Source organism: Allobosea sp. 117 (assembly GCF_000702305.1).
Taxonomy (GTDB): Bacteria; Pseudomonadota; Alphaproteobacteria; order Rhizobiales; family Xanthobacteraceae; genus Ancylobacter.
The window spans coordinates 460,852-479,491 of sequence record NZ_JNLC01000010.1 but is presented as its reverse complement, the minus strand read 5'-3'; the positions used below and the strand labels follow the sequence as shown (position 1 = coordinate 479,491).

Below are 18,640 nucleotides of genomic sequence, written 5' to 3'. Positions count from 1 at the left end.
GGATCGGCGTTTTCTGAATGTTGATCCCCGGTTAGCAACCCCCTCCCCGGCTGTCGAGCGAAACCGGACCGACGTCGGGTCACGTCGGGTTCAGCAAATGCCGCCCCATGGCGCGACTCGCCCCACTGGGCTAGAGGGGGTTTAGAGAGGAAGCCATGCCCCGCGCCGTCGCCGGCCCCGAGATCGAACGCCTGATCCAGTTGCTCGCCCGCGTGCCGGGGCTCGGGCCGCGCTCGGCGCGCCGTGCCGCGCTGCATCTCATCAAGAAGCGCGAGGCGCTGATGGCGCCGCTCGCCGGGGCGCTCGACGAGGCGCTGGCGAAGATCGTGACCTGCGAGATCTGCGGCAATATCGACGTGCGCAACCCGTGCACGATCTGCACCGATCCGACGCGCGACCCCTCGGTGCTGATCGTCGTCGCCGACGTCGCCGATCTCTGGGCGCTGGAGCGCGCAGGGGCGATGAACGCGCGCTACCATGTGCTCGGCGGCACGCTCTCGCCGCTCGACGGCGTCGGGCCGGACGACCTCAACCTTTCGACGCTGGTCGGACGCGCCCATGACGGCGCGATCAAGGAGGTGGTGCTGGCGCTCGGCGCCACCGTCGACGGGCAGACGACGGCGCACTACATCACCGACCTGTTGCGCGACATCGACGTGAAGGTCACCCGCCTCGCCCATGGCGTTCCGGTCGGCGGCGAGCTCGACTATCTCGACGAGGGCACGCTGGCGGCGGCGCTGAGGGCGCGGACGACGTTCTAGCCCCTGTCCTGCACCAGCGTGCGGAAATGCCCCCTCGCCTGCAGGAAGGCCAGCAGCAGCAGGCTCGGGACGGCAGCCAGCGTCGAACCGACAAAGAACCAGGTCCACCCGGCTTCAGCGGCGACAAAACCGGCGCCGGCCGAGAGATAGGTGCGGCCGGTGGCGGCGAGCGCGGTCAGCAGCGCATATTGCGTCGCCGTGTGCAGCGGGTTCCGGCAGAGAGCGGACAGGTAGGCGACGAAGATCACCGTGCCGATGGCGCCGGTGAAGTTCTCCGCGACGATGGCGAGCGACAGCGCCGCATAGTCGGTGCCGCGTGTCGCCAGCCAAGCGAAGGCGAGGTTGGAGAGCGCCTGCAGGATCGCGCCGATCCACAGCATGGTCGGCAGCGGCAGCGCCCGCGCCGCCATGCCGCCGACGATGCCGCCGACCAATGTCGCGCCGAGCCCCAGCCCCTTCACGATCGCCGCGTAATCGGTGCGGGTGAAGCCGAGGTCGATGACGAAGGGCGCGGTCATGGTGCCGGCGAAGGCGTCGCAGAACTTGTAGAGCACCACGAAGGCCAGCACGACGATGGCGAGCGGCATGGTGAGGAAATCGGTGAAGGCGCCGAGCGCGGCGTGCCAGACGCGCTTCAGGGCCGGCTCGTGCGCCTCCTCCTGCGCCTCGCGGCCGGCCGGCGGGTCCGGCTCGCCGGAGACGAGCGCGGTGATCAGGCCGACGCCGACGCAGGCGGCCATGGCGAGATAGCCATAGTGCCACGCGGTGGCCGCCGGGATGTCCAGCCAGTCCTGGATGAAGGAGACGAGGAACAGCGCGCCAGCGGTCGAGACCAGCATGCCGACGCGATAGGCGGCGACATAGGCACCCATGCCGGCGGCCTGCTCGGACGGGTCGAGCCGCTCGACGCGATAGGCGTCGATGACGATGTCCTGCGTCGCCGAGGCGGTGGCGACGAGCACCGCCGCGAGCGCCACCAGCCAGGGTGAGCGCACCGGATCGACGAGGGCGAGCAGCGCGATGGAGCCGGCAAGCAGAAGCTGGGCGAACACCAGCCAGCCCCGCCGCCGCCCGAGCAGGCGCGTCAGCACCGGGATGCGGATGGCATCGACCACCGGCGCCCAGAGGAACTTGATGGCGTAGGGCGTGCCGACCAGCGCGAACAGGCCGATGGTGGTGAGGTCGACGCCCGCCTCCCGCATCCAGATCAGCAGCGTCGAGCCCGACAGCGCCAGCGGCAGGCCGGAGGAGAAGCCGAGCAGCATCACCGCCAGCACGCGCGGGCGCAGATAGACCGAAAGGCCGGCCAGCAGCCCGCGGGGCTCCGCAATGCCCTCTTCCGGGCGGCGCACGGCATCGGTCACGGCAGCGGCCCTCTCGAGGCAGGATGAGATCGGGTGCGACTCAGCGCGACGATCATAGCCGCATCGCCAGCGCCGCATCACCCCGGGGAACGTGGCCGCGTCGGCGCGGTTATATGGTAGGTGGCTGGTTCTCCACCGGCCGGGGTTCTATAACGTCGCGAGACCGCCGCCGCTTCGCCCGGCGGCCGCCATCGGGGGTTTTCATGACTGCTCTTTCCTTCGCCGGCCTCTTCACCCGGGCCAAGGCGCCGCTGGTCGCCGCCCTCCTCGCGGTGAGCCTCGCGGGCTGCGGCGTCAACAACATCCCGACCAATGAGGAGAAGGCCAAGGCCGCCTGGAGCGACGTGCTGAACCAGTACCAGCGCCGCGCCGAGCTGATCCCGAACCTGGTCGAGACGGTGAAGGGCTATGCGCAGCAGGAGAAGGACGTGCTGACGCAGGTGACGGAGGCCCGCGCCAAGGCGACCTCGATCAGCGTTGACGCCTCGACCATCACCGATCCGGAGAAGTTCAAGCAGTTCCAGGACGCGCAGGCGCAGCTCTCCGGCGCGCTCGGCCGGCTGATCGCGGTGTCGGAGGCCTATCCGGACCTGAAGTCCAACCAGAACTTCCTCGCCCTGCAGTCGCAGATCGAGGGCACCGAGAACCGCATCGCGGTGGCGCGGCGCGACTACATCGAGGCGGTGCGGGTCTACAACACCGAGCTGCGCACCTTCCCCGGCGCGCTGTGGGCGATGACGCTCTATCGCAACAACAAGCCGATGGAGACCTTCACCATTTCCGAGGAGCAGATGAAGGTGCCGCAGGTGAAGTTCAACTGACGGCGGACCGGCCATGACGCCCGCCCGCGCCATGGGACAGGCGATTCGGCCGGGATTTCTGCCGGCGCTGCTGCTGGCGCTCGGCCTGTGGCTGGCTGCGGCGCTGCCGGCTGGCGCCGACTATGCCTTTCCGGCGCTGACCGGCCGGGTGGTCGATGCCGCCGGCATCCTGTCCCCGCAGGCGCGCGCGGCGCTGGAGGCCAAGCTCGCGGCGCAGGAGGCGAAGACCAGCGACCAGTTCGTCGTCGCTACCGTGCCGACGCTGGAGGGCACCTCGGTCGAGGACTACGCCAACCGGCTGTACCGCTTCTGGAAGCTCGGGCAAGCGGACAAGAACAACGGCGTGCTGCTGCTGGTGGCGCCGAACGACCGGCGGGTGCGCATCGAGGTCGGCTACGGGCTGGAGGGCGTGCTGCCGGACGCGGTGGCGAGCACCATCATCGGCACCGCCATCGTCCCCGCCTTCCGCAGCGGCGATTTCGCCGGCGGCGTCGAGAAGGGCGCGGACGCGGTGATCGAGATCCTCAACCTCGATCCCGAGGAGGCGAAGCGCCGCGCGGCGCAGGCTGACGACGGGAACGCGCTGACCGCCGACGACTGGTTCAACCTGATCTTCTTCCTCGTGATGCTGGCCTTCTGGCTCTACATCTTCTACCGCGCCGTGCGCAGCGGCGGAGGCGGCGGGCCGCGCATGACACGCGGGCGGCGCGGCGGCGCGGTGGTGCTGCCCGGCGGCATCTCGACCTGGGACTGGCCGCGCGGCGGCTCCGGCGGCGGCTGGTCGGGCGGCAGTGGCGGCGGCGGCGGCTTTTCCGGCGGCGGGGGCTCGTCCGGCGGCGGCGGCGCCTCGGGGAGCTGGTGAGCCATGACCACGCTGCTCAGTACCGAGGATCAGACAGCCATAGCGGCGGCGATCGCCGAGGCCGAGCGCGGCACGGCGGGCGAGATCCGCGTCGTCATCACCACGCAGCCGCTGGTCCGCCACCACTTCTACCGGCTGATGTGGGCGACGCTCTGCGCGCTTGTCATCCCGTGGCCGCTCGCGCTCCTCACCCCGCTCGACGTCCCCGAGCTGCTGTCGCTGCAGGCGGCGACCTTCGTGATCGTCGGCGCGGTGCTGATGCTGACCCCGCTCGGCGCGCTCAGCGTGCCGGGCGTCGCGAAGGAAGGCGCGGCGCGCGCGGCGGCGATCGACCATTTCCTCGCCCACGGCATGCACCAGACCCGCGAGCGCACCGGCGTGCTCATCCTGGTCGCGCTGTCGGAACATCTCGTCGAGGTGGTGGCCGACGAGGGCATCCACTCCCGGGTCGGGCATGACGCGTGGAGCCGCGTCTGCGCCATCGTGCTCGCCGGTGCCCGCGCCGGCCGGCTCACGGAGGGCATCAACGCCGGCGTGCGCGAGGCGGGCCTCATCCTCGCCACCCACGCCCCGCCCACACCGGGTGACACCAACGAGCTCTCCGACCGGGTGATCGTGGTGTGAGACGCACCGTTCCGGTGGACACTGGGATCAGGCGACCACGGGCGCGGCGAGCGCCTGGAGCACGGTGAGCGCATCGGTCGGCCGCAACCGCACCTGCAGCCCGCGCTGGCCGCCATTCACATAGACCGCGTCATGGGCCAGCGCCTGCTCCTCGATCAGGGCCGGCAGCCGGCGCGTCTGGCCGAAGGGGCTGATGCCGCCGACCTTGTAGCCCGAGATGCGTTCGGCATCGGCGGGCTTCATCATCTGCGCCGACTTGCCGCCGAACGCCGCCGCCAGCTTCTTCATCGACACTTCCCGGTCGGAGGGGACGATGACGCAGACCGGCCTGCCGTCGACCAGCGCCATCAGTGTCTTGAGCACGCGCGCCGGCGGCTCGCCGAGCGCCTCGGCGGCCTGAAGGCCGATGTGATCGGCGTCGGGGTCGTAGTCATAGCCATGCACCGTGAAGGCGATGCCAGCCTGTTCCAGTGCCCGGGTCGCGCGCGTCACCTTCGACATCGGAACCTCCTGCTGGCGCCCAGATTCCGGTCAGCCGGCGAAACCGCCGGCGCGCAGGAAGGCGTCCTCCTGCGGCGTCGTCTCGCGCGCCAGCATCGGGTTGCGGTGGGGAAACCGGCCGAAGCGGCGGATGATGTCGCGATGGCCCTCGGCATGGCTGAGCGCAGGCTCGCCCAGAGAGGCGTTCAGGGCCACGGAAAGGTCCTGGTCCGCCAGATCCTCCGAATGAGCGAAGGGCAGGAAGAAGAAGAGGCGCAGACCGGGCGCGAAGCGCTCGGCGTGCCCTGCCTCAAGCGCCTGCCTCGCATAGTGGCGCGCCAGCGGATCGGTCGCGTACATGTGGCCGGTGCCACGGAAGGCGTTGCGCGGGAACTGGTCGGCCAGCACGAGCAGGGCGAGCCCCCCTTCGGCCGTCGCCATCCAGCGGTCGTGCCGGCGTGCCGCGACCTCCATGTGAAGCGCGAGGAAGCGATCGCGGAAAAGAGCGTCGAACGCGCTGTCCTGGGCGAACCACTGGTCGGGACCCGCGTCGGTCCAGAAATCGACCACCGAGGCGATGAGCGCCTCGTCCTCCGGTGGGGCGCCGGAGGTCACTTCGAGGCTCCCGGCCTGGCCGGCATGTTCTTCAGCGGCGCGTTGCCATGGATCAGCTCGCGGCCGGCATAGATGCCGCCAGTGATCTCGATGGCGAAGCGCTCGCCGTCACGGCGGCGCACATCCTCGATTACCCGCGTGCGCTCGTCCTCGTCGACGCCCATCACGGCAAGCGCCTGCGAACCCAGCACCAGCGCGGATTCGAGGGTCTCGCGGATCTGGTAATCGACGCCGGCCTGGATCAGCTCGATCGCATGCTCGCGGTCGAAGGAGCGGGCGAGCACCGGGACCAGCGGGAACTCGGCCTTGATCAGCTCGGTGATCTTCAGGCTGGCTTCGCGATCATTGACGGCGACGACGACCAGCCGGGCATTCTCCGCGCCGGCGGCGTGCAGGATGTCGAGGCGGGAACCGTCGCCGTAATAGACCTTGAAGCCGAAATCGCGGGCGTCGCGGATCGCGTCGGTGTTGGTCTCGATGATCGAGATGGAGCAGCTATTGCCGAGCAGCGGCTGGCTCACGATCTGGCCGAAACGCCCGAAGCCGATGAGCAGGACGCTTGCCGAGAGGTTCTCCGGTGCCTCCACCCCGTCCATCGAGGGCGCGGGCTTGGGCATCAGCCGGTCGTGCAGGATGATCAGGATCGGGGTCAGCGCCATCGAGACGATGATGGTCGCCGTCAGGATCGCGTTCGCCTCGGCGTCGATGATGCCGACCGCCGTCGCGGCGGCGTAAAGCACGAAGGCGAACTCGCCGCCCTGCGCCATCAGCACCGCCCGCTCGACGGCTTCGCGGTTGCTGGCGCGGAACAGCCGCGCCACCGCGTAGATGCCGAGGATCTTCAGCACCATGTAGGCGATCACGGCGATCACGATCAGCCGCCAGTTGGCGGCGATCACCGACAGGTCGAGCGCCATGCCGACGCCAAGGAAGAACAGGCCGAGCAAGATACCGCGGAACGGCTCGATGTCGACCTCGAGCTGGTGCCGGAAGGAGGATTCCGACAGGAGCACGCCGGCGAGGAATGCGCCCATCGCCATCGACAGGCCGCCGAGCTGCATGGCGAGCGCCGCGCCGAGCACCACGAACAGCGCAGCCGCCGTCATCACCTCGCGCGCCTTCGCCTTGCCGAGGATGCGGAACAGCGGATCGAGCAGGTAGCGCCCGGCGAGGATCAGCCCGCCGATCGAGGCCAGACCGATGGCGACGCCGGTGAGGCGCTGCGCCAGCGTGACGTTCTCGCCGCCGGGCGCGAGGAAGGAGACCAGCGCCAGCAGCGGCACGATGGCGAGGTCCTCGAGCAGCAGGATGGCGACGATCCGCCGGCCCTTGGGCAGGCCGATGGCGTGTCGCTCCTCCAGCATCTGCATCACGATGGCGGTCGAGGTCAGCACGAATCCGGTGCCGGCGACGAAGCTCTGCGGCACCGGATAGCCGAGCGCGAGGCCGACGCAGGTGAGCAGGCCGATACACACGCCGACCTGCGCGAGGCCGAGGCCGAAGATCTCGCCGCGCATCGACCACAGGCGGGAGGGCTGCATCTCCAGGCCGATGACGAACAGGAACATGACGACGCCAAGCTCGGCGACGTGCAGGATTGACTGCGGATCGGTGAAGAAGCCGAGCCCGAACGGCCCGATCGCGAGGCCTGCCGCCAGATAGCCCAGCACGGAGCCGAGGCCGAGCCGCTTGAACAGGGGCACGGCGACCACCGCCGCGCCGAGAAGCACGACGACGGGCAGAAGCGCCACGCCATGGGCGGCAGCGTCGGCAGTTTCGGCGGCAGCCATTCCGAGACTCTCCAAGCAACGTTTCGCGCCGCCCCCTCCATGCACCGAAGCCGCGGTGAATCCCTCTCAGGATCGGCGACTTCGGCGCGGAGGTACGGACGCCTGCTGCGACGTTATCCGCATGATCGGTGACCGGAATGCAAGCCCCCGCACATCGGTCGAGCGGGCCTAGGGTCGCGGGGAGCCCTCATACGGGCCACGCCATCTCGACAAACATATATCTTTATTTCTATATAGAATTGACGTGTGAGCAGGCTTTGTTCTGGAGCGGGAGGGATGATGGGCGACGAACTGACGGCACTCGACGGCGGCGCGCAGGCGGAGCTGATCCGCACGCGCCAGATATCGCCGGTCGATCTGGTGAGCGCCTATCTCGCGCGCATCGAGAGCTGGGACGGCCTGCTGCGCGCGTGGATCACCGTGGACGCCGACAGGGCACTCGCCGCGGCGCGCGCGGCGGAGGCGGAGATCGCCGCAGGCCGCTATCGCGGGCCGCTCCATGGCATTCCCTACGGCGTCAAGGACCAGATGCACGCCCTCGGCTTCCCCACCACCCTCGCGACGAAGGTGCTGGATCCCGAGGAGATGGTGGCGCCCTGCAACGCCGCGGTGATCGAGCGGCTGGAGGCGGCGGGCGCGATCCTGCTCGGCAAGCAGAACCTGCACGAATTCGGCAAGGGCGGCACCATCGGTTTCGCTTATGGCCAGCCGCGCAACCCCTGGAACCCGGCCTATTCGGCGTCGAGTTCCTCGACCGGCTCGGGTATCGCGCCCAGCGCGCGCATGTGCACCTTCTCGCTGGGCGAGGACACCGGCGGCTCGATCCGCGGCCCGGCGGCGCTGAACGGCGTGGTCGGCCTGCGTCCGACCTATGGGCGGGTAAGCCGCTTCGGGGCCGTGATGGAGGCGTATACGACCGACACGCTCGGCCCGCTCGCGCGCACCGTGGCGGACGCCGCACGCGTCCTCGAAGCAATCGCCGGCCATGATCCGCGCGACCCTCTGACCAGCACGCGGCCGGTCGACGCCTATGCCGCCGGCCTCGATCGCCCGATCAGGGGACGGCGCCTCGCGGTCGTGCGCGAGATCGCCTGGGGCAACGGCACCACAGACGAGGTCAAGCAGGTCTTCGCCGCGGCGCTCGACGTGCTGCGCGGGCTTGGCGCACAGATCGAGGAGGTCTCGCTGCCGCTGGCGCTCTATGCCGTGCCGCTGCAGCTCTTGAGCACGGATGCCGATGTCGCCGCCTATTTCGTCGGGAAGTATCTGCGCGAGCGCTATGACCGCTTCGACGTGGGCACGCGCACCCGCCTCGCCGCCTCCTCGCTCATTCCGGCGACCGTCTACAACCGCGCGATGCGGGCCCGGGCGATCGTGCGCGGGCAGATCCTCGACGCGACGCGAGGGTTCGATGCGCTTGTCTGCCCGACCATGATCCGCGCCACCAGGCCGATCGAGCAGGAGCAGGAGAAGGTCGAATCCTCGGACGAGGCGGTGGTGCGGCTGATGGAGCGGCGCATCGGCGTCTATCCGTTCAGCCTGGCGAATGTGCCGGCGGTCTCCGTGCCGATGGGCTTCTCTGCCGAGGGTCTCCCGCTCGCCCTGCAATTCGCCGCGCGGCCCTTTGGCGAAGCTGGCCTGCTCAACGTCGCGCACGCCTATGAGCGTGCCGCCGGATGGTGGCGGCACCTGCCGGAACTCGAAACCACATTGGCGTCCGCGGCGGCCTGAAGGAGAGCGCGATGATCGAGGTAACGGAAGACTATGTGCGCGCCGCGCTGGCGCTGCAGGGCATCCCGGTTCCCGAGGAGGAGATGCGCAACGTCTATCTCCGGCTTTCCCTGTGGATGAAGGCCTTCAACGAGATCGAAGCTGCCATCGGCGTGCAGATGGACGATACTGACCCGATTCCGCCCGTCTATCCTCACGAGGAATTCTGACGGGTCGATACGGGTGTGAGCATGGCGGTGATGGAACAGCCGGCGGCGGCGAACAAGCCGCTCTACCTCCGCATGAAGGAGGACCTGCTGCGCCGTGTTCAGAGCGGGGAGTGGCGTCCGGGCGAACTGATTCCGAGCGAGAACGCCCTCGCCGCCGAGTATGGGGTGAGCGTCGGCACGGCGCGCAAGGCTATCGAGGAACTCGCCGACGAACGCCTGCTGGTGCGCCAGCGCGGGCGCGGCACCACGGTCGCGATGCACACGCACCGGCAGGAGGTGCTGCGCCATTACCGGCTGATGACCAAGGACGGCGAGCGCGTGAACGAGGAGACGTCCTATCTCGACGTCGCCTCGGCGCGCGCCTCCTCGACCGAGGCGAAGGTGTTCGGGGTGAACCGCGGCACCGCCGTCACGCGCGTGCGCCGGCTCCGGCTCTATGCCAAGCAGCCGGTGGTGCTGGAATTCCTGTCGCTGCGCGAAGATGTCCTGCCCGGCGTCGGCGCGCTGATCAGGGCGACACAGCCGGAGGTGCTCTACGCCCTGCTGGAGCGCGAGTACCACATCATCATCGCCAAGGTGTCCGAGAAGATCATGGCGGTGAAGGCTGAGGCCGAGGATACGGAGGCGCTCGGCGTCCGCGCGGGCGAGCCGATGCTGGAGATCGAGCGCGTCGCCTACGACCTGAACGGGCGGGCGGTCGAGCGGCGCATCATGCGCGCGCGCAACGACACCTATTACCTCTCCGAATTCGCCTGAATTCGCAGCACCGAGACCTTGAGCCGGAGCGGGGTGCGGCGCGCCCCGGCCGATCCGTCGCCTCCCGCCAAGGGTTTCATCCTTAATGCAAGTTCGGCCATGAACCGGCCCGCACCCGCCGCGCTCGCCTGACCCAGCGGCAGCGGCGACACGCCCTCCCTGCGCGCCATCGCGGCGATGCTGCATCATCCCGTTCTGATTGCTCAAACTTTGCGCTCTCTTTGCCCGCCATTGAGGCGGCCGGCGCGTTGACGGCTTCCGTCAAACACTAGATTTTAAACTATATAGAACTTTCGGTCGGAGCGGATGATGAACATCAGGATCTGTACGAAGTTGATGGCGGGCCTCGCGATCGCCGCGCTGACGGCGACGTCCTCGCTCGCACAGGGCACGTTGCGCGTCGCGATGACGCTGGCGGACATTCCGCTGACGGACGGGGCGCCGGACCAGGGTACGGAAGGCGTGCGCTTCTCCGGCTACACGCTCTACGACCCGCTGATCTCCTACGACCTGTCGCGCTCCGACACCGCCGCCAAGCTGCGGCCGGCACTCGCCACCGAGTGGCATCCGCTCGACGACGACAAGACCAAATGGGTCTTCAAGCTGCGTCAGGGCGTGAAGTTCCACGACGGTTCGGACTTCAACGCCGATGCGGTGATCTTCAATCTGGACCGGGCCTTCAACAAGGAGTTCCCGGCCTATGACGCCTCCTTCGAGCGGCAGCTCAAGATCTATCTGCCGAGCCTCAAGAGCTGGCGGAAGATCGACGACTACACGGTCGAACTGACCACCAAGGGCCCCGACTCGCTGTTCCCCTACCAGATGCCGCGCCTGCTGATCGCCTCGCCGGCGCAGTACGAGAAGCTCGGCAAGAACTGGGACGCCTTCCGCGAGCATCCCTCGGGCACCGGCCCCTGGAAGATGGCGGAGCTGGTTCCGCGCCAGCGCCTCGAACTGCTGCCCAACAAGGAGTACTGGGACCCCGCGCGCGTGCCGAAGCTCGACCGGCTCGTGCTGCTGCCGATCCCGGAAGTGTCGGCGCGCACCGCCGCCCTGCTCTCCGGCCGGGTGGACTGGGCGGAAAGCCCCTCGCCCGACACGGTGGAGAAGCTGAAGGGCGCGGGGATGACGATCTCGACCAACGCCATCCCGCATGTGTGGCCCTACACGCTGAGCGAACTGCCGGATTCGCCCTTCGCGGACATCAGGGTGCGCAAGGCGCTCAACCTCGCGATCGACCGCGAGGGCCTGGTGAAGGTGCTGAACGGCCTCGCCGTGCCGGCGGTCGGCAACGTCTCGCCGCAGAGCCCCTGGTTCGGCCAGCCGAGCTTCAAGGTCCGTTACGACCCCGACGAGGCCCGCAAGCTGCTCGCGGAGGCCGGCTACGGTCCCGGCAAGCCGCTGAAGATCAAGGCGATGATCTCCACTTCGGGCTCCGGCCAGATGTACCCGCTGCTGATGAACGAGTTCGTGCAGGAGAACCTGCGCGAGATCGGCGTCGAGCTCGAACTCGAGGTCTTCGAGTGGGAGGCCCTGCGCGGCCGGCGCCGGGTCGGCGCCCAGGCACCGGAGAACAAGGGCATTACCATGCTGAACAACAGCTACAGCACGAACGATCCCTACGTCGCCGTGCTGCGCTACCTGACGCCCGAGGAGATTCCGCCGAAGGGCTCGAACTGGGGCAGCATCCGCGACGAGGAGATCGAGCGCCTGGCGAAGGAAATCCGCTCCGAGTTCGATCCCAAGAAGCAGGACGAGCTGGTCGCCAAGATCCATCAGCGCCACGTCGACATGGCCAATTTCGTCTGGGTCGTCCACGACGTCGGCTCGCGGGCCCTGTCGCCCAAGGTGAAGGGCCACGTGCACGCGCAGAGCTGGTTCGTCGACTTCTCGCCCATCTCCATCCAGCCGTAAGCAGGACGAACCGGCGATGCTGTTCTATGCCGTGCGGCGCCTGCTCTACGCCATACCGATCGGCATCGGCGTCACGTTCATCGTGTTCTCCCTGGTGCACATCGCGCCAGGGGATCCGATCAGCGCGCTGCTGCCGAACGAGGCGACGCAGGAGATGGTCGAGCAGGCGCGCCGTGAATACGGCCTCGACCAGCCGCTGCTCGTGCAATACGCGACCTGGCTCGGCCATGCGGCGCGCGGCGATCTCGGGACCTCGATCGGCAGCGGCCGGCCGGTGGCCTCGGAAGTCGCCGGCGCGGTCGGCAACACCGTCATCCTGGCCATCAGCGCCGGGCTGGTCGCCTGCATCCTCGGCTTCCTGCTCGGCATCGTCGCCGGCCTGTGGCGCGACCGGCCGGTCGATCACATCGTCAGCCTGATCACCATCTCCGGGGTCAGCATCCCCCATTACTGGCTGGCGATCCTGCTGGTGATCGTGTTCTCGGTCGACCTCAACTGGCTGCCGCCGCTGGGCATCGGTCCCGACAGCTCCGGCGGCTGGCGGCCGGACTGGCCCCATCTCAGCCATCTGATCCTGCCCACCATCGCGACGGCCGCGATCCCGATGGCGGTGATCGCGCGCACCCTGCGGGCGAGCGTGGTCGACGTTCTGGACCAGGATTTCGTCACGACGCTGCGGGCCAAGGGGCTGCTGCCGCGGCGCGTGCTCTGGCACGTCATCCGCAACGCACTGCCGACGGCCCTCGCCGTCATGGGGCTGCAGCTCGGCAACATGCTCGGCGGCTCGGTGCTGGTGGAGACGGTCTTCGCCTGGCCGGGCACCGGCTTCCTGCTGGCCTCGGCGATCTTTCAGCGCGACCTGCCGCTGCTGCAGGGCACGATGCTCGTGCTGTCGATGTTCTTCGTGCTGCTCAACCTCATCGTCGATCTGGTCCAGAGCTGGACCGACCCGCGGATCCGGAGGGCGTGATGCACGGCACGCTCGGAACCGGCGCCGAGGCCGACATCGTCGAGACGCCGGCGGTTCGGCACCGCAGCTACCGCGCCGTCGTGCTGCGGCGCTTCGTGCGGCAGCCGGTCCCCATGACCGCCGCCCTCATCCTGCTCGCCATCATCCTTTCGGCGATCTTCGCCCATTACGTCGCGCCGGCGGACCCGTTCCAGACGCGGGTCGCCCAGCGCCTCGCCGAGATCGGCACGCCCGGCCGGCTGCTCGGCGGCGACGAGCTCGGCCGCGACGTGCTGAGCCGGCTCATCTATGGCGGACGCATCTCGCTCACCATGGCGATCGCGCCGGTGGCGATCGGCCTGTTCGTCGGTGGCTTCCTCGGCATCCTCGCCGGCTATGCGGGCGGGCGCACCAACATGGCGATCATGCGCAGCATGGACGTCTTCTACGCCTTTCCGTCGATCCTGCTCGCCGTCGCCATCGCCGGGGCGCTCGGACCCGGACTGGAGAACGGCATACTGGCGCTGTCGATGGTGTTCATCCCGCCGATCGCCCGCATGGCCGAGAGCGTGACCACGCAGGTGCGCTCCTACGAGTTCGTCATCGCGGCGCGGCTCTCGGGCGCATCGACGGCGCGGGTCCTGCGCGAGCACGTCCTGAGCAACGTCGCCGGTCCGATCCTGGTGTTCGCCTCGAGCCAGGTCAGCGTGTCGATCATCGCCGCCTCGGGGCTGAGCTTCCTCGGCCTCGGCGTGTCGCCGCCCAATCCGGACTGGGGGCTCATGCTCTCCGCGCTGCGGCAGTCGATCTACGTCAATCCGTGGGTCGCCGCGCTGCCGGGCGCGATGATCTTCATCTCCTCCATCTGCTTCAACCTGGTCAGCGACGGCATCCGCCGCGCGATGGAGGTGCGGCGATGAGCGCGAACCTCGCCCGGCTCGAAGCGCCGCTGCCGGTGATCCCGGATCGCGGCGGACCGCTCCAGCCGCTGCTGGCCGCGAGCGACCTGTCCAAGACGTTCCGCCTCTCCGGCGGCTTCTTCGGCGGCAGAAAGGCCGTCCATGCGGTGGATGGCCTGAGCCTGACCGTCGGCAAGGGCGAGACGGTCGGCATCGTCGGCGAGTCCGGCTGCGGCAAGTCCACGGCCGCCCGCCTCATCTCCGGGATCACCCCGGCGGATGCCGGCGAGATCGTGTTCGACGGCGAGACCTACTGGACGCCGCGCAGCCGCATCACGGCCGAGCGCCGCCGCGCGATCCAGATGGTGTTCCAGGACAGCGCGTCCTCGCTCAATCCACGCATGACGCTCGCCGAGACTCTGGCCTTCGGCCCGCGCGCCCACGGCATCCCGACCGCTTCCGCCCATGCCTATGCGCGCGACCTGCTGGCGGCCGTCGGATTGCCGCCGGCGCGCTTTGCCGAGCGCTACCCGATCCAGCTCTCCGGCGGGCAGCGCCAGCGGGTCAACATCGCCCGCGCCGTCGCGATGCGGCCGCGGCTGCTCATTCTCGACGAGCCGGTTTCCGCGCTCGACAAGTCGGTCGAGGCGCAGGTGCTCAACCTGCTGGTTCAACTGCGCGAGGAGCTGGGCCTCAGCTACATCTTCATCTCCCACGACCTCAACGTGGTCCGCTACATCTCCGACCGGGTGGCCGTGATGTATCTCGGGCAGGTCGTCGAGGAGGCGACGTCCGAGGACATCTTCGCGACGCCGAAGCACCCCTATACGCGGGCGCTTTTCGCCTCCCGGCCCTCCCTCGATCCGCGCCATCGGGTGAAGGCGGCGCCGCTCGCCGGCGACCCGCCGGACCCGATCGATCCGCCGAGCGGATGCCGCTTCCGCACGCGATGCCCGATCGCCGAGAGCCTTTGCGCCACCGTGGCGCCTCCCCTCGACGACACCGCGAAGGACGGCGCGGCCGTCCACAAGGTGGCGTGCTGGGCCGCCGTCCCCGGGTCGGGCCACAGCCTCGCCGCGAAGCCGCTGGAGCGGGTTCAATGAGCGACAGGATGGCGGCGCCGATCCTCGACATTGCCAGCCTCAGCGTCGCCTATCGCGGCGCGGCGGGGTGGACGCCGGTCGTCCGAGGCATCGACGTCCGGCTCGAAGCGGGCCGCACGCTGGTGCTGCTCGGCGAATCCGGCTCGGGAAAGAGCGTGACGCTGCGATCCATCGTCGGCCTGCTCAGGGACGAGGGGGCGAGGGTCGAGGGCGAGGTGCGCGTCGGCGCCCGGAACGTCACGACGATGTCCGACCCCGAGCTGCGGCAGCTTCGCGGCGGACGGGTCGGCTTCATCTTCCAGGAGCCGATGACCGCGCTCGATCCGGTCTTCCGCATCGGCGACCAGATCGCCGAGACCATCGTCCGCCACCGCGGCACGACGTGGAAGTGTGCGATGGGCATGGCGAAGGAGCTGTTCGAGCTGGTCCAGATCCCCTCCGCCGCGCGACGGCTCAGCGCCTATCCGAACGAATTGTCCGGAGGCCTGCGCCAGCGCGCGATGATCGCCATGGCGATGAGCTGCGAGCCCGAGCTGCTGCTGGCGGACGAGCCGACGACCGCGCTCGACGCGACCGTCCAGATCCAGGTCCTGCTGCTGCTGCGCGAGATCCAGAAGGAACGCGGCACCTCCATGGTGTTCGTGACGCACGATCTCGGCGTCGCCGCCGAAATCGCCGACGATGTCGCCGTCATGTATGCCGGCCAGATCGTCGAGCACGGCAGCGCGGATCAGGTGCTGCTCACGCCCCGCCATCCCTACACCCAGGCGCTCACCCGCTGCGTCGTGCGCGGCAGCTATCGGGATGCCGCGCTGGGCGAGCTGGGAGGAGCCCCGCCGGATCTCGGCCGCCTGCCCGCCGGATGCAGCTTCGCGCCGCGCTGCGTACGGCGCGCCGACGAATGCCTGCTTGCCGCGCCCGAGCCCTGCGAGGTCGCCCCCTCGCATATCGTTGCCTGCCTGCGGGCCGCCGATATGGCCGCCACGCCGACAGGCGAGTTCCAGGAAAGCTGACATGAACCTGCAGATCCGAGGCGACGACACGCGCCTCACGGCGCTGGAAGCACGCCGGCGCATCGACGATGGCCGCCTGACGGCAAGCCGGCTGGTGGCCGCCTGCCTCGAACAGGTCGAGCGGCGCGAGCCCATCGTCCGGGCCTGGGAACATGTCGATCGGGGCGGCGCGCTGGCGCAGGCCCGGCAGCTCGATTCCAGCCCGTCGCGCGGTCTGCTGCACGGCATCCCCTTCGGCGTGAAGGACATCCTCGACACCTGCGACCAGCCGGCGACCTACGGCTCCCCGATCTACCGCGAGCATCGCCCGCCATGGGACAGCGCGACCGTCGCCCTTGCCCGCGCGCAGGGTGGCATCGCGCTCGGCAAGACCGTCACGACCGAATTCGCCAACCGCCACGCCGGCAAGACCCGCAACCCGCACGACCCGACCCGCACGCCGGGCGGCTCGTCGTCGGGCTCGGCGGCGGCGGTGGCGGACTTCCACGTGCCGCTCGCGCTCGGCACGCAGACCGGCGGCTCGGTGATCCGCCCCGCCGCCTATTGCGGCGTCCACGGCTACAAGCCGAGCTTCCAGCTCTTCGGCAATGCCGGCGTGCGCACCAACACCGAGCAGTTCGACACGGTCGGGCTTATGGCCCGCTCGGTCGACGACCTCGCTCTGTTCAAGGCAGCCGTCGGCCAACTCCCCTACGCGCCGCCGCGCCCGGACGACGTCTCGCGCCCGCGGGTCGGCCTCTGCCGGACGCCGCACTGGGACGTGACGCAGCCGGAGACCCGGGAGGCGCTGGATAAGACCCGCCGGATGCTGGAGGCGGCCGGCGCCGGGATCGTCGATTTCGACCTGCCGGCCGAGCTGTTCGACGGCCTCGAACACGCCCATCGGCTCATCTGCGGCTTCGAGAGCGTGCGCAACTATGCCCATGAGCTCGGCCGCTGGCCCGACCTCGTGAGCGACGACTTCAAGCGCGAGCGCGTCGATGTCGGCACCGCCGCCACCCTCGCCGAGTTCCGCGATGCCATCCGGCTCGGCGAGCGCGCCCGCGCCTGGATGGACCAGACGCTCGCGGAGCGGGAGATCGACGCGCTGCTCACCCCGAGCGCGGCGGGCGAGGCACCAAAGGGGCTCGGCTCCACCGGGCAGGCGACCTTCAACTATCTGTGGACGCACATGTACATGCCGGCGGTGACGCTGCCGCATTTCACCAGTCCGGCAGGGATGCCGGTCGGCGTCCAGTTCGTCGGCCGGCGCCATGACGACGACCGGCATCTGAGCTTCGCGGCCTGGGCCGACCGGATTCTCGCAGCGCATTGAGGACATGATGACGATCAGCACGACGATGCGGCGCACAGCCGCGGCGGAGCCCTGCGACCTCTCGGCCGTCGAGGCAGCGGGGGCGATCGCCAGGCGCGAGCTGTCCTCGCGGGAACTGGTCGCGAGCTGCCTCGCGCGCATCTCCGAACGGGACGACGCGGTGATGGCCTGGGCACATCTCGACGCCGACGCGGCTCTGGCGCAGGCGCGGCAGGCCGATGCCACGGCACCGTCCGGGCCGCTTCACGGCGTGCCGGTCGGGCTGAAGGACATCATCGATGTCGCCGGCATGCCGACCGGCTTCAATTCGCCGATCTACCCGGACTATGTGCCGGATGCCGACGCGGCCTGCGCGGCGATGATCCGCAAGGCCGGAGGGCTCATCCTCGGGAAGACGGTGACCACCGAGTTCGCCAACCGGTATCCCGGCCCCACGCGCAACCCGCACGATGCGGGCCGCACGCCCGGCGGCTCGTCCTCGGGCTCCGCCGCCGCGGTCGCCGATGGCCAGGTACCGCTTGGCATCGGCACCCAGACCAGCGGATCGATCATCCGGCCCGCCGCCTATTGCGGGATCGTCGGCTACAAGCCCAGCTTCGGCGAGATCAGCCGCGTGGGGGTGAAGCAGCAATCGGGTTCGCTCGATACGCTCGGCCTGTGCGGCCGATCCGTCGCCGATGTCGAGCTGCTGCGGGCGGTGCTCGTCGGCATCCCCTATCGGCCGGAAAGCCCGGCCGGCACCAGCTTCAGGGCGGCGCTGTGCCGGACCTCGGACTGGGACGCGGCCGAACCCTGCGCGCGCGCCGCCGTCGAGGACGCCGCGCGCCGGCTCGCCGAGGCCGGCGTCGAGGTGGTCGAGCTCGATCTGCCGGCCGCGCTGTTTGCCGGCTGGTCCGACGAGCATCGCCGCATCGCCAATTTCGAGGCCAGCCGCAATTTCGGGCATGAGAAGCGGCTGTTCGCGGACAAGATCAGCCCCGATCTCTATGAGGGCCGGATTCTGGACGGAGAGCGCTGCCCATATGATGCCTATGTGGCGGCGCAGCGCCGGGCCGAGGCCATGCGCGCATGGATGGACGAGGCATTCGACGCGTTCGACGTGGTGCTGACGCCCGCCAGCGCGGGCGAGGCGCCGAGCGGTCTCGCCCGCACGGGGGACGCGCGGTTCAATTCGCTCTGGACCCTGCTCTACACGCCATGCCTGACGCTGCCCTGCGGGCGCGGGCCGAACGCCATGCCGCTGGGCATCCAGCTCGTGGCGCGCCGCTTCGAGGACGAGAAGCTGTTCGCCATCGGGTCCGCGGTCGAGATCCTTCTGGACGATGCGACCGGCCGGTCCCGTCCGACGGGATAGGTGTTCAGTCCCGGCGAGCGGGTAGCCAGGACGAAGGCCGGCCCGGTCGGGATCACGAACAGCAGGACGGTCCGTGAGCT

18 protein-coding genes are annotated in these 18,640 nt (G+C 69.5%); 14 read left to right on the top strand and 4 right to left on the bottom strand.

Going from position 1 to position 18,640, the window contains the following annotated elements; all coding sequences use genetic code 11:
• Positions 1–155: 155 nt before the first annotated feature.
• Positions 156–761, top strand: coding sequence for a recombination mediator RecR (gene recR / locus U742_RS0104245; RefSeq protein ID WP_029350368.1), 606 nt, complete (start codon positions 156–158; stop codon positions 759–761).
• Here the strand turns inward: recR and U742_RS0104240 are convergent.
• Complete coding sequence (locus tag U742_RS0104240; protein ID WP_248310284.1) at positions 758–2,026, bottom strand: AmpG family muropeptide MFS transporter; 1,269 nt, start codon at positions 2,024–2,026, stop codon at positions 758–760. The two genes, recR and U742_RS0104240, sit on opposite strands and share 4 nt — an antisense overlap.
• 302 nt (positions 2,027–2,328) lie before the next feature.
• Between U742_RS0104240 and U742_RS0104235 the strand changes: the two genes are divergently transcribed.
• The 3 genes from U742_RS0104235 to U742_RS0104225 are packed head-to-tail and all read left to right on the top strand — an operon-like array spanning position 2,329 to position 4,432.
• Positions 2,329–2,946, top strand: coding sequence for a LemA family protein (locus tag U742_RS0104235; RefSeq protein ID WP_029350364.1), 618 nt, complete (start codon positions 2,329–2,331; stop codon positions 2,944–2,946).
• 13 nt (positions 2,947–2,959) lie between these two features.
• Positions 2,960–3,808: a TPM domain-containing protein gene (locus tag U742_RS0104230; RefSeq protein WP_029350362.1), complete on the top strand. Its 849-nt coding sequence runs from the start codon at positions 2,960–2,962 to the stop codon at positions 3,806–3,808.
• A 3-nt stretch (positions 3,809–3,811) separates the two neighbouring features.
• On the top strand, positions 3,812–4,432 hold the full coding sequence (locus U742_RS0104225) for a TPM domain-containing protein (RefSeq protein ID WP_029350360.1): 621 nt from the start codon (positions 3,812–3,814) through the stop codon (positions 4,430–4,432).
• 27 nt (positions 4,433–4,459) lie between these two features.
• On the opposite strand, the gene ybaK is transcribed toward U742_RS0104225, so the two are convergent.
• From ybaK to U742_RS0104210, 3 genes are read right to left on the bottom strand one after another with little or no spacing between them, the layout of a single operon-like run.
• Positions 4,460–4,933: a Cys-tRNA(Pro) deacylase gene (ybaK, locus tag U742_RS0104220; protein WP_029350358.1), complete on the bottom strand. Its 474-nt coding sequence runs from the start codon at positions 4,931–4,933 to the stop codon at positions 4,460–4,462.
• 30 nt (positions 4,934–4,963) lie between these two features.
• The gene (locus tag U742_RS0104215; RefSeq protein ID WP_081852814.1) at positions 4,964–5,527 is read right to left on the bottom strand and encodes a DUF924 family protein; all 564 of its coding nucleotides are present in this window, start codon (positions 5,525–5,527) and stop codon (positions 4,964–4,966) included.
• Complete coding sequence (locus tag U742_RS0104210; RefSeq protein ID WP_029350354.1) at positions 5,524–7,317, bottom strand: monovalent cation:proton antiporter-2 (CPA2) family protein; 1,794 nt, start codon at positions 7,315–7,317, stop codon at positions 5,524–5,526. Before U742_RS0104210 ends, U742_RS0104215 begins: the two co-directional genes overlap by 4 nt.
• A 279-nt stretch (positions 7,318–7,596) precedes the next feature.
• Between U742_RS0104210 and U742_RS0104205 the strand changes: the two genes are divergently transcribed.
• The 10 genes from U742_RS0104205 to U742_RS0104160 all read left to right on the top strand — a co-directional run bounded on the left by U742_RS0104205 (position 7,597) and on the right by U742_RS0104160 (position 18,560).
• Positions 7,597–9,048 carry an amidase gene (locus tag U742_RS0104205; RefSeq protein WP_029350353.1) on the top strand — a complete coding sequence of 484 codons (1,452 nt, stop codon included), beginning with the start codon at positions 7,597–7,599 and terminating at the stop codon, positions 9,046–9,048.
• A gap of 11 nt (positions 9,049–9,059) precedes the next feature.
• Positions 9,060–9,257: a hypothetical protein gene (locus U742_RS0104200; RefSeq protein ID WP_248310254.1), complete on the top strand. Its 198-nt coding sequence runs from the start codon at positions 9,060–9,062 to the stop codon at positions 9,255–9,257.
• Positions 9,258–9,278: 21 nt separating this feature from the next.
• Complete coding sequence (locus tag U742_RS0104195) at positions 9,279–10,013, top strand: GntR family transcriptional regulator (RefSeq protein WP_029350349.1); 735 nt, start codon at positions 9,279–9,281, stop codon at positions 10,011–10,013.
• Between the two features lie 309 nt (positions 10,014–10,322).
• Positions 10,323–11,927 (top strand): ABC transporter substrate-binding protein, encoded by a 1,605-nt coding sequence (locus U742_RS0104190; RefSeq protein WP_248310253.1) that lies wholly within the window; start codon positions 10,323–10,325, stop codon positions 11,925–11,927.
• Positions 11,928–11,943: 16 nt separating this feature from the next.
• Positions 11,944–12,897 (top strand): ABC transporter permease, encoded by a 954-nt coding sequence (locus tag U742_RS0104185; protein ID WP_029350344.1) that lies wholly within the window; start codon positions 11,944–11,946, stop codon positions 12,895–12,897.
• Positions 12,897–13,796, top strand: coding sequence for an ABC transporter permease (locus U742_RS0104180; protein WP_029350342.1), 900 nt, complete (start codon positions 12,897–12,899; stop codon positions 13,794–13,796). The genes U742_RS0104185 and U742_RS0104180 overlap by 1 nt, the downstream gene beginning before the upstream one ends.
• Positions 13,793–14,878 carry an ABC transporter ATP-binding protein gene (locus tag U742_RS0104175; protein ID WP_029350341.1) on the top strand — a complete coding sequence of 362 codons (1,086 nt, stop codon included), beginning with the start codon at positions 13,793–13,795 and terminating at the stop codon, positions 14,876–14,878. Before U742_RS0104180 ends, U742_RS0104175 begins: the two co-directional genes overlap by 4 nt.
• A complete protein-coding gene (locus U742_RS0104170; RefSeq protein WP_029350339.1) occupies positions 14,875–15,891 on the top strand; it encodes an ABC transporter ATP-binding protein in 1,017 nt (338 codons plus the stop codon). Before U742_RS0104175 ends, U742_RS0104170 begins: the two co-directional genes overlap by 4 nt.
• 1 nt (position 15,892) lies before the next feature.
• A complete protein-coding gene (locus tag U742_RS0104165; protein WP_029350337.1) occupies positions 15,893–17,206 on the top strand; it encodes an amidase in 1,314 nt (437 codons plus the stop codon).
• 7 nt (positions 17,207–17,213) lie between these two features.
• On the top strand, positions 17,214–18,560 hold the full coding sequence (locus U742_RS0104160) for an amidase (RefSeq protein WP_248310252.1): 1,347 nt from the start codon (positions 17,214–17,216) through the stop codon (positions 18,558–18,560).
• The last annotated feature ends 80 nt before the right edge of the window (positions 18,561–18,640 follow it).

Coding starts and splice junctions, on each gene's coding strand:
- U742_RS0104180 (WP_029350342.1), top strand. CDS start 12,897: ATGCACGGCACGCTCGGAACCGGCGCCGAGGCCGACATCGTCGAGACG.
- U742_RS0104190 (WP_248310253.1), top strand. CDS start 10,323: ATGAACATCAGGATCTGTACGAAGTTGATGGCGGGCCTCGCGATCGCC.
- U742_RS0104165 (WP_029350337.1), top strand. CDS start 15,893: ATGAACCTGCAGATCCGAGGCGACGACACGCGCCTCACGGCGCTGGAA.
- U742_RS0104210 (WP_029350354.1), bottom strand. CDS start 7,317: ATGGCTGCCGCCGAAACTGCCGACGCTGCCGCCCATGGCGTGGCGCTT.
- U742_RS0104195 (WP_029350349.1), top strand. CDS start 9,279: ATGGCGGTGATGGAACAGCCGGCGGCGGCGAACAAGCCGCTCTACCTC.
- U742_RS0104175 (WP_029350341.1), top strand. CDS start 13,793: ATGAGCGCGAACCTCGCCCGGCTCGAAGCGCCGCTGCCGGTGATCCCG.
- U742_RS0104230 (WP_029350362.1), top strand. CDS start 2,960: ATGACGCCCGCCCGCGCCATGGGACAGGCGATTCGGCCGGGATTTCTG.
- U742_RS0104240 (WP_248310284.1), bottom strand. CDS start 2,026: ATGCTGCTCGGCTTCTCCTCCGGCCTGCCGCTGGCGCTGTCGGGCTCG.
- U742_RS0104205 (WP_029350353.1), top strand. CDS start 7,597: ATGGGCGACGAACTGACGGCACTCGACGGCGGCGCGCAGGCGGAGCTG.
- U742_RS0104225 (WP_029350360.1), top strand. CDS start 3,812: ATGACCACGCTGCTCAGTACCGAGGATCAGACAGCCATAGCGGCGGCG.
- U742_RS0104185 (WP_029350344.1), top strand. CDS start 11,944: ATGCTGTTCTATGCCGTGCGGCGCCTGCTCTACGCCATACCGATCGGC.
- U742_RS0104235 (WP_029350364.1), top strand. CDS start 2,329: ATGACTGCTCTTTCCTTCGCCGGCCTCTTCACCCGGGCCAAGGCGCCG.
- U742_RS0104200 (WP_248310254.1), top strand. CDS start 9,060: ATGATCGAGGTAACGGAAGACTATGTGCGCGCCGCGCTGGCGCTGCAG.
- ybaK (WP_029350358.1), bottom strand. CDS start 4,933: ATGTCGAAGGTGACGCGCGCGACCCGGGCACTGGAACAGGCTGGCATC.
- U742_RS0104160 (WP_248310252.1), top strand. CDS start 17,214: ATGACGATCAGCACGACGATGCGGCGCACAGCCGCGGCGGAGCCCTGC.
- recR (WP_029350368.1), top strand. CDS start 156: ATGCCCCGCGCCGTCGCCGGCCCCGAGATCGAACGCCTGATCCAGTTG.
- U742_RS0104170 (WP_029350339.1), top strand. CDS start 14,875: ATGAGCGACAGGATGGCGGCGCCGATCCTCGACATTGCCAGCCTCAGC.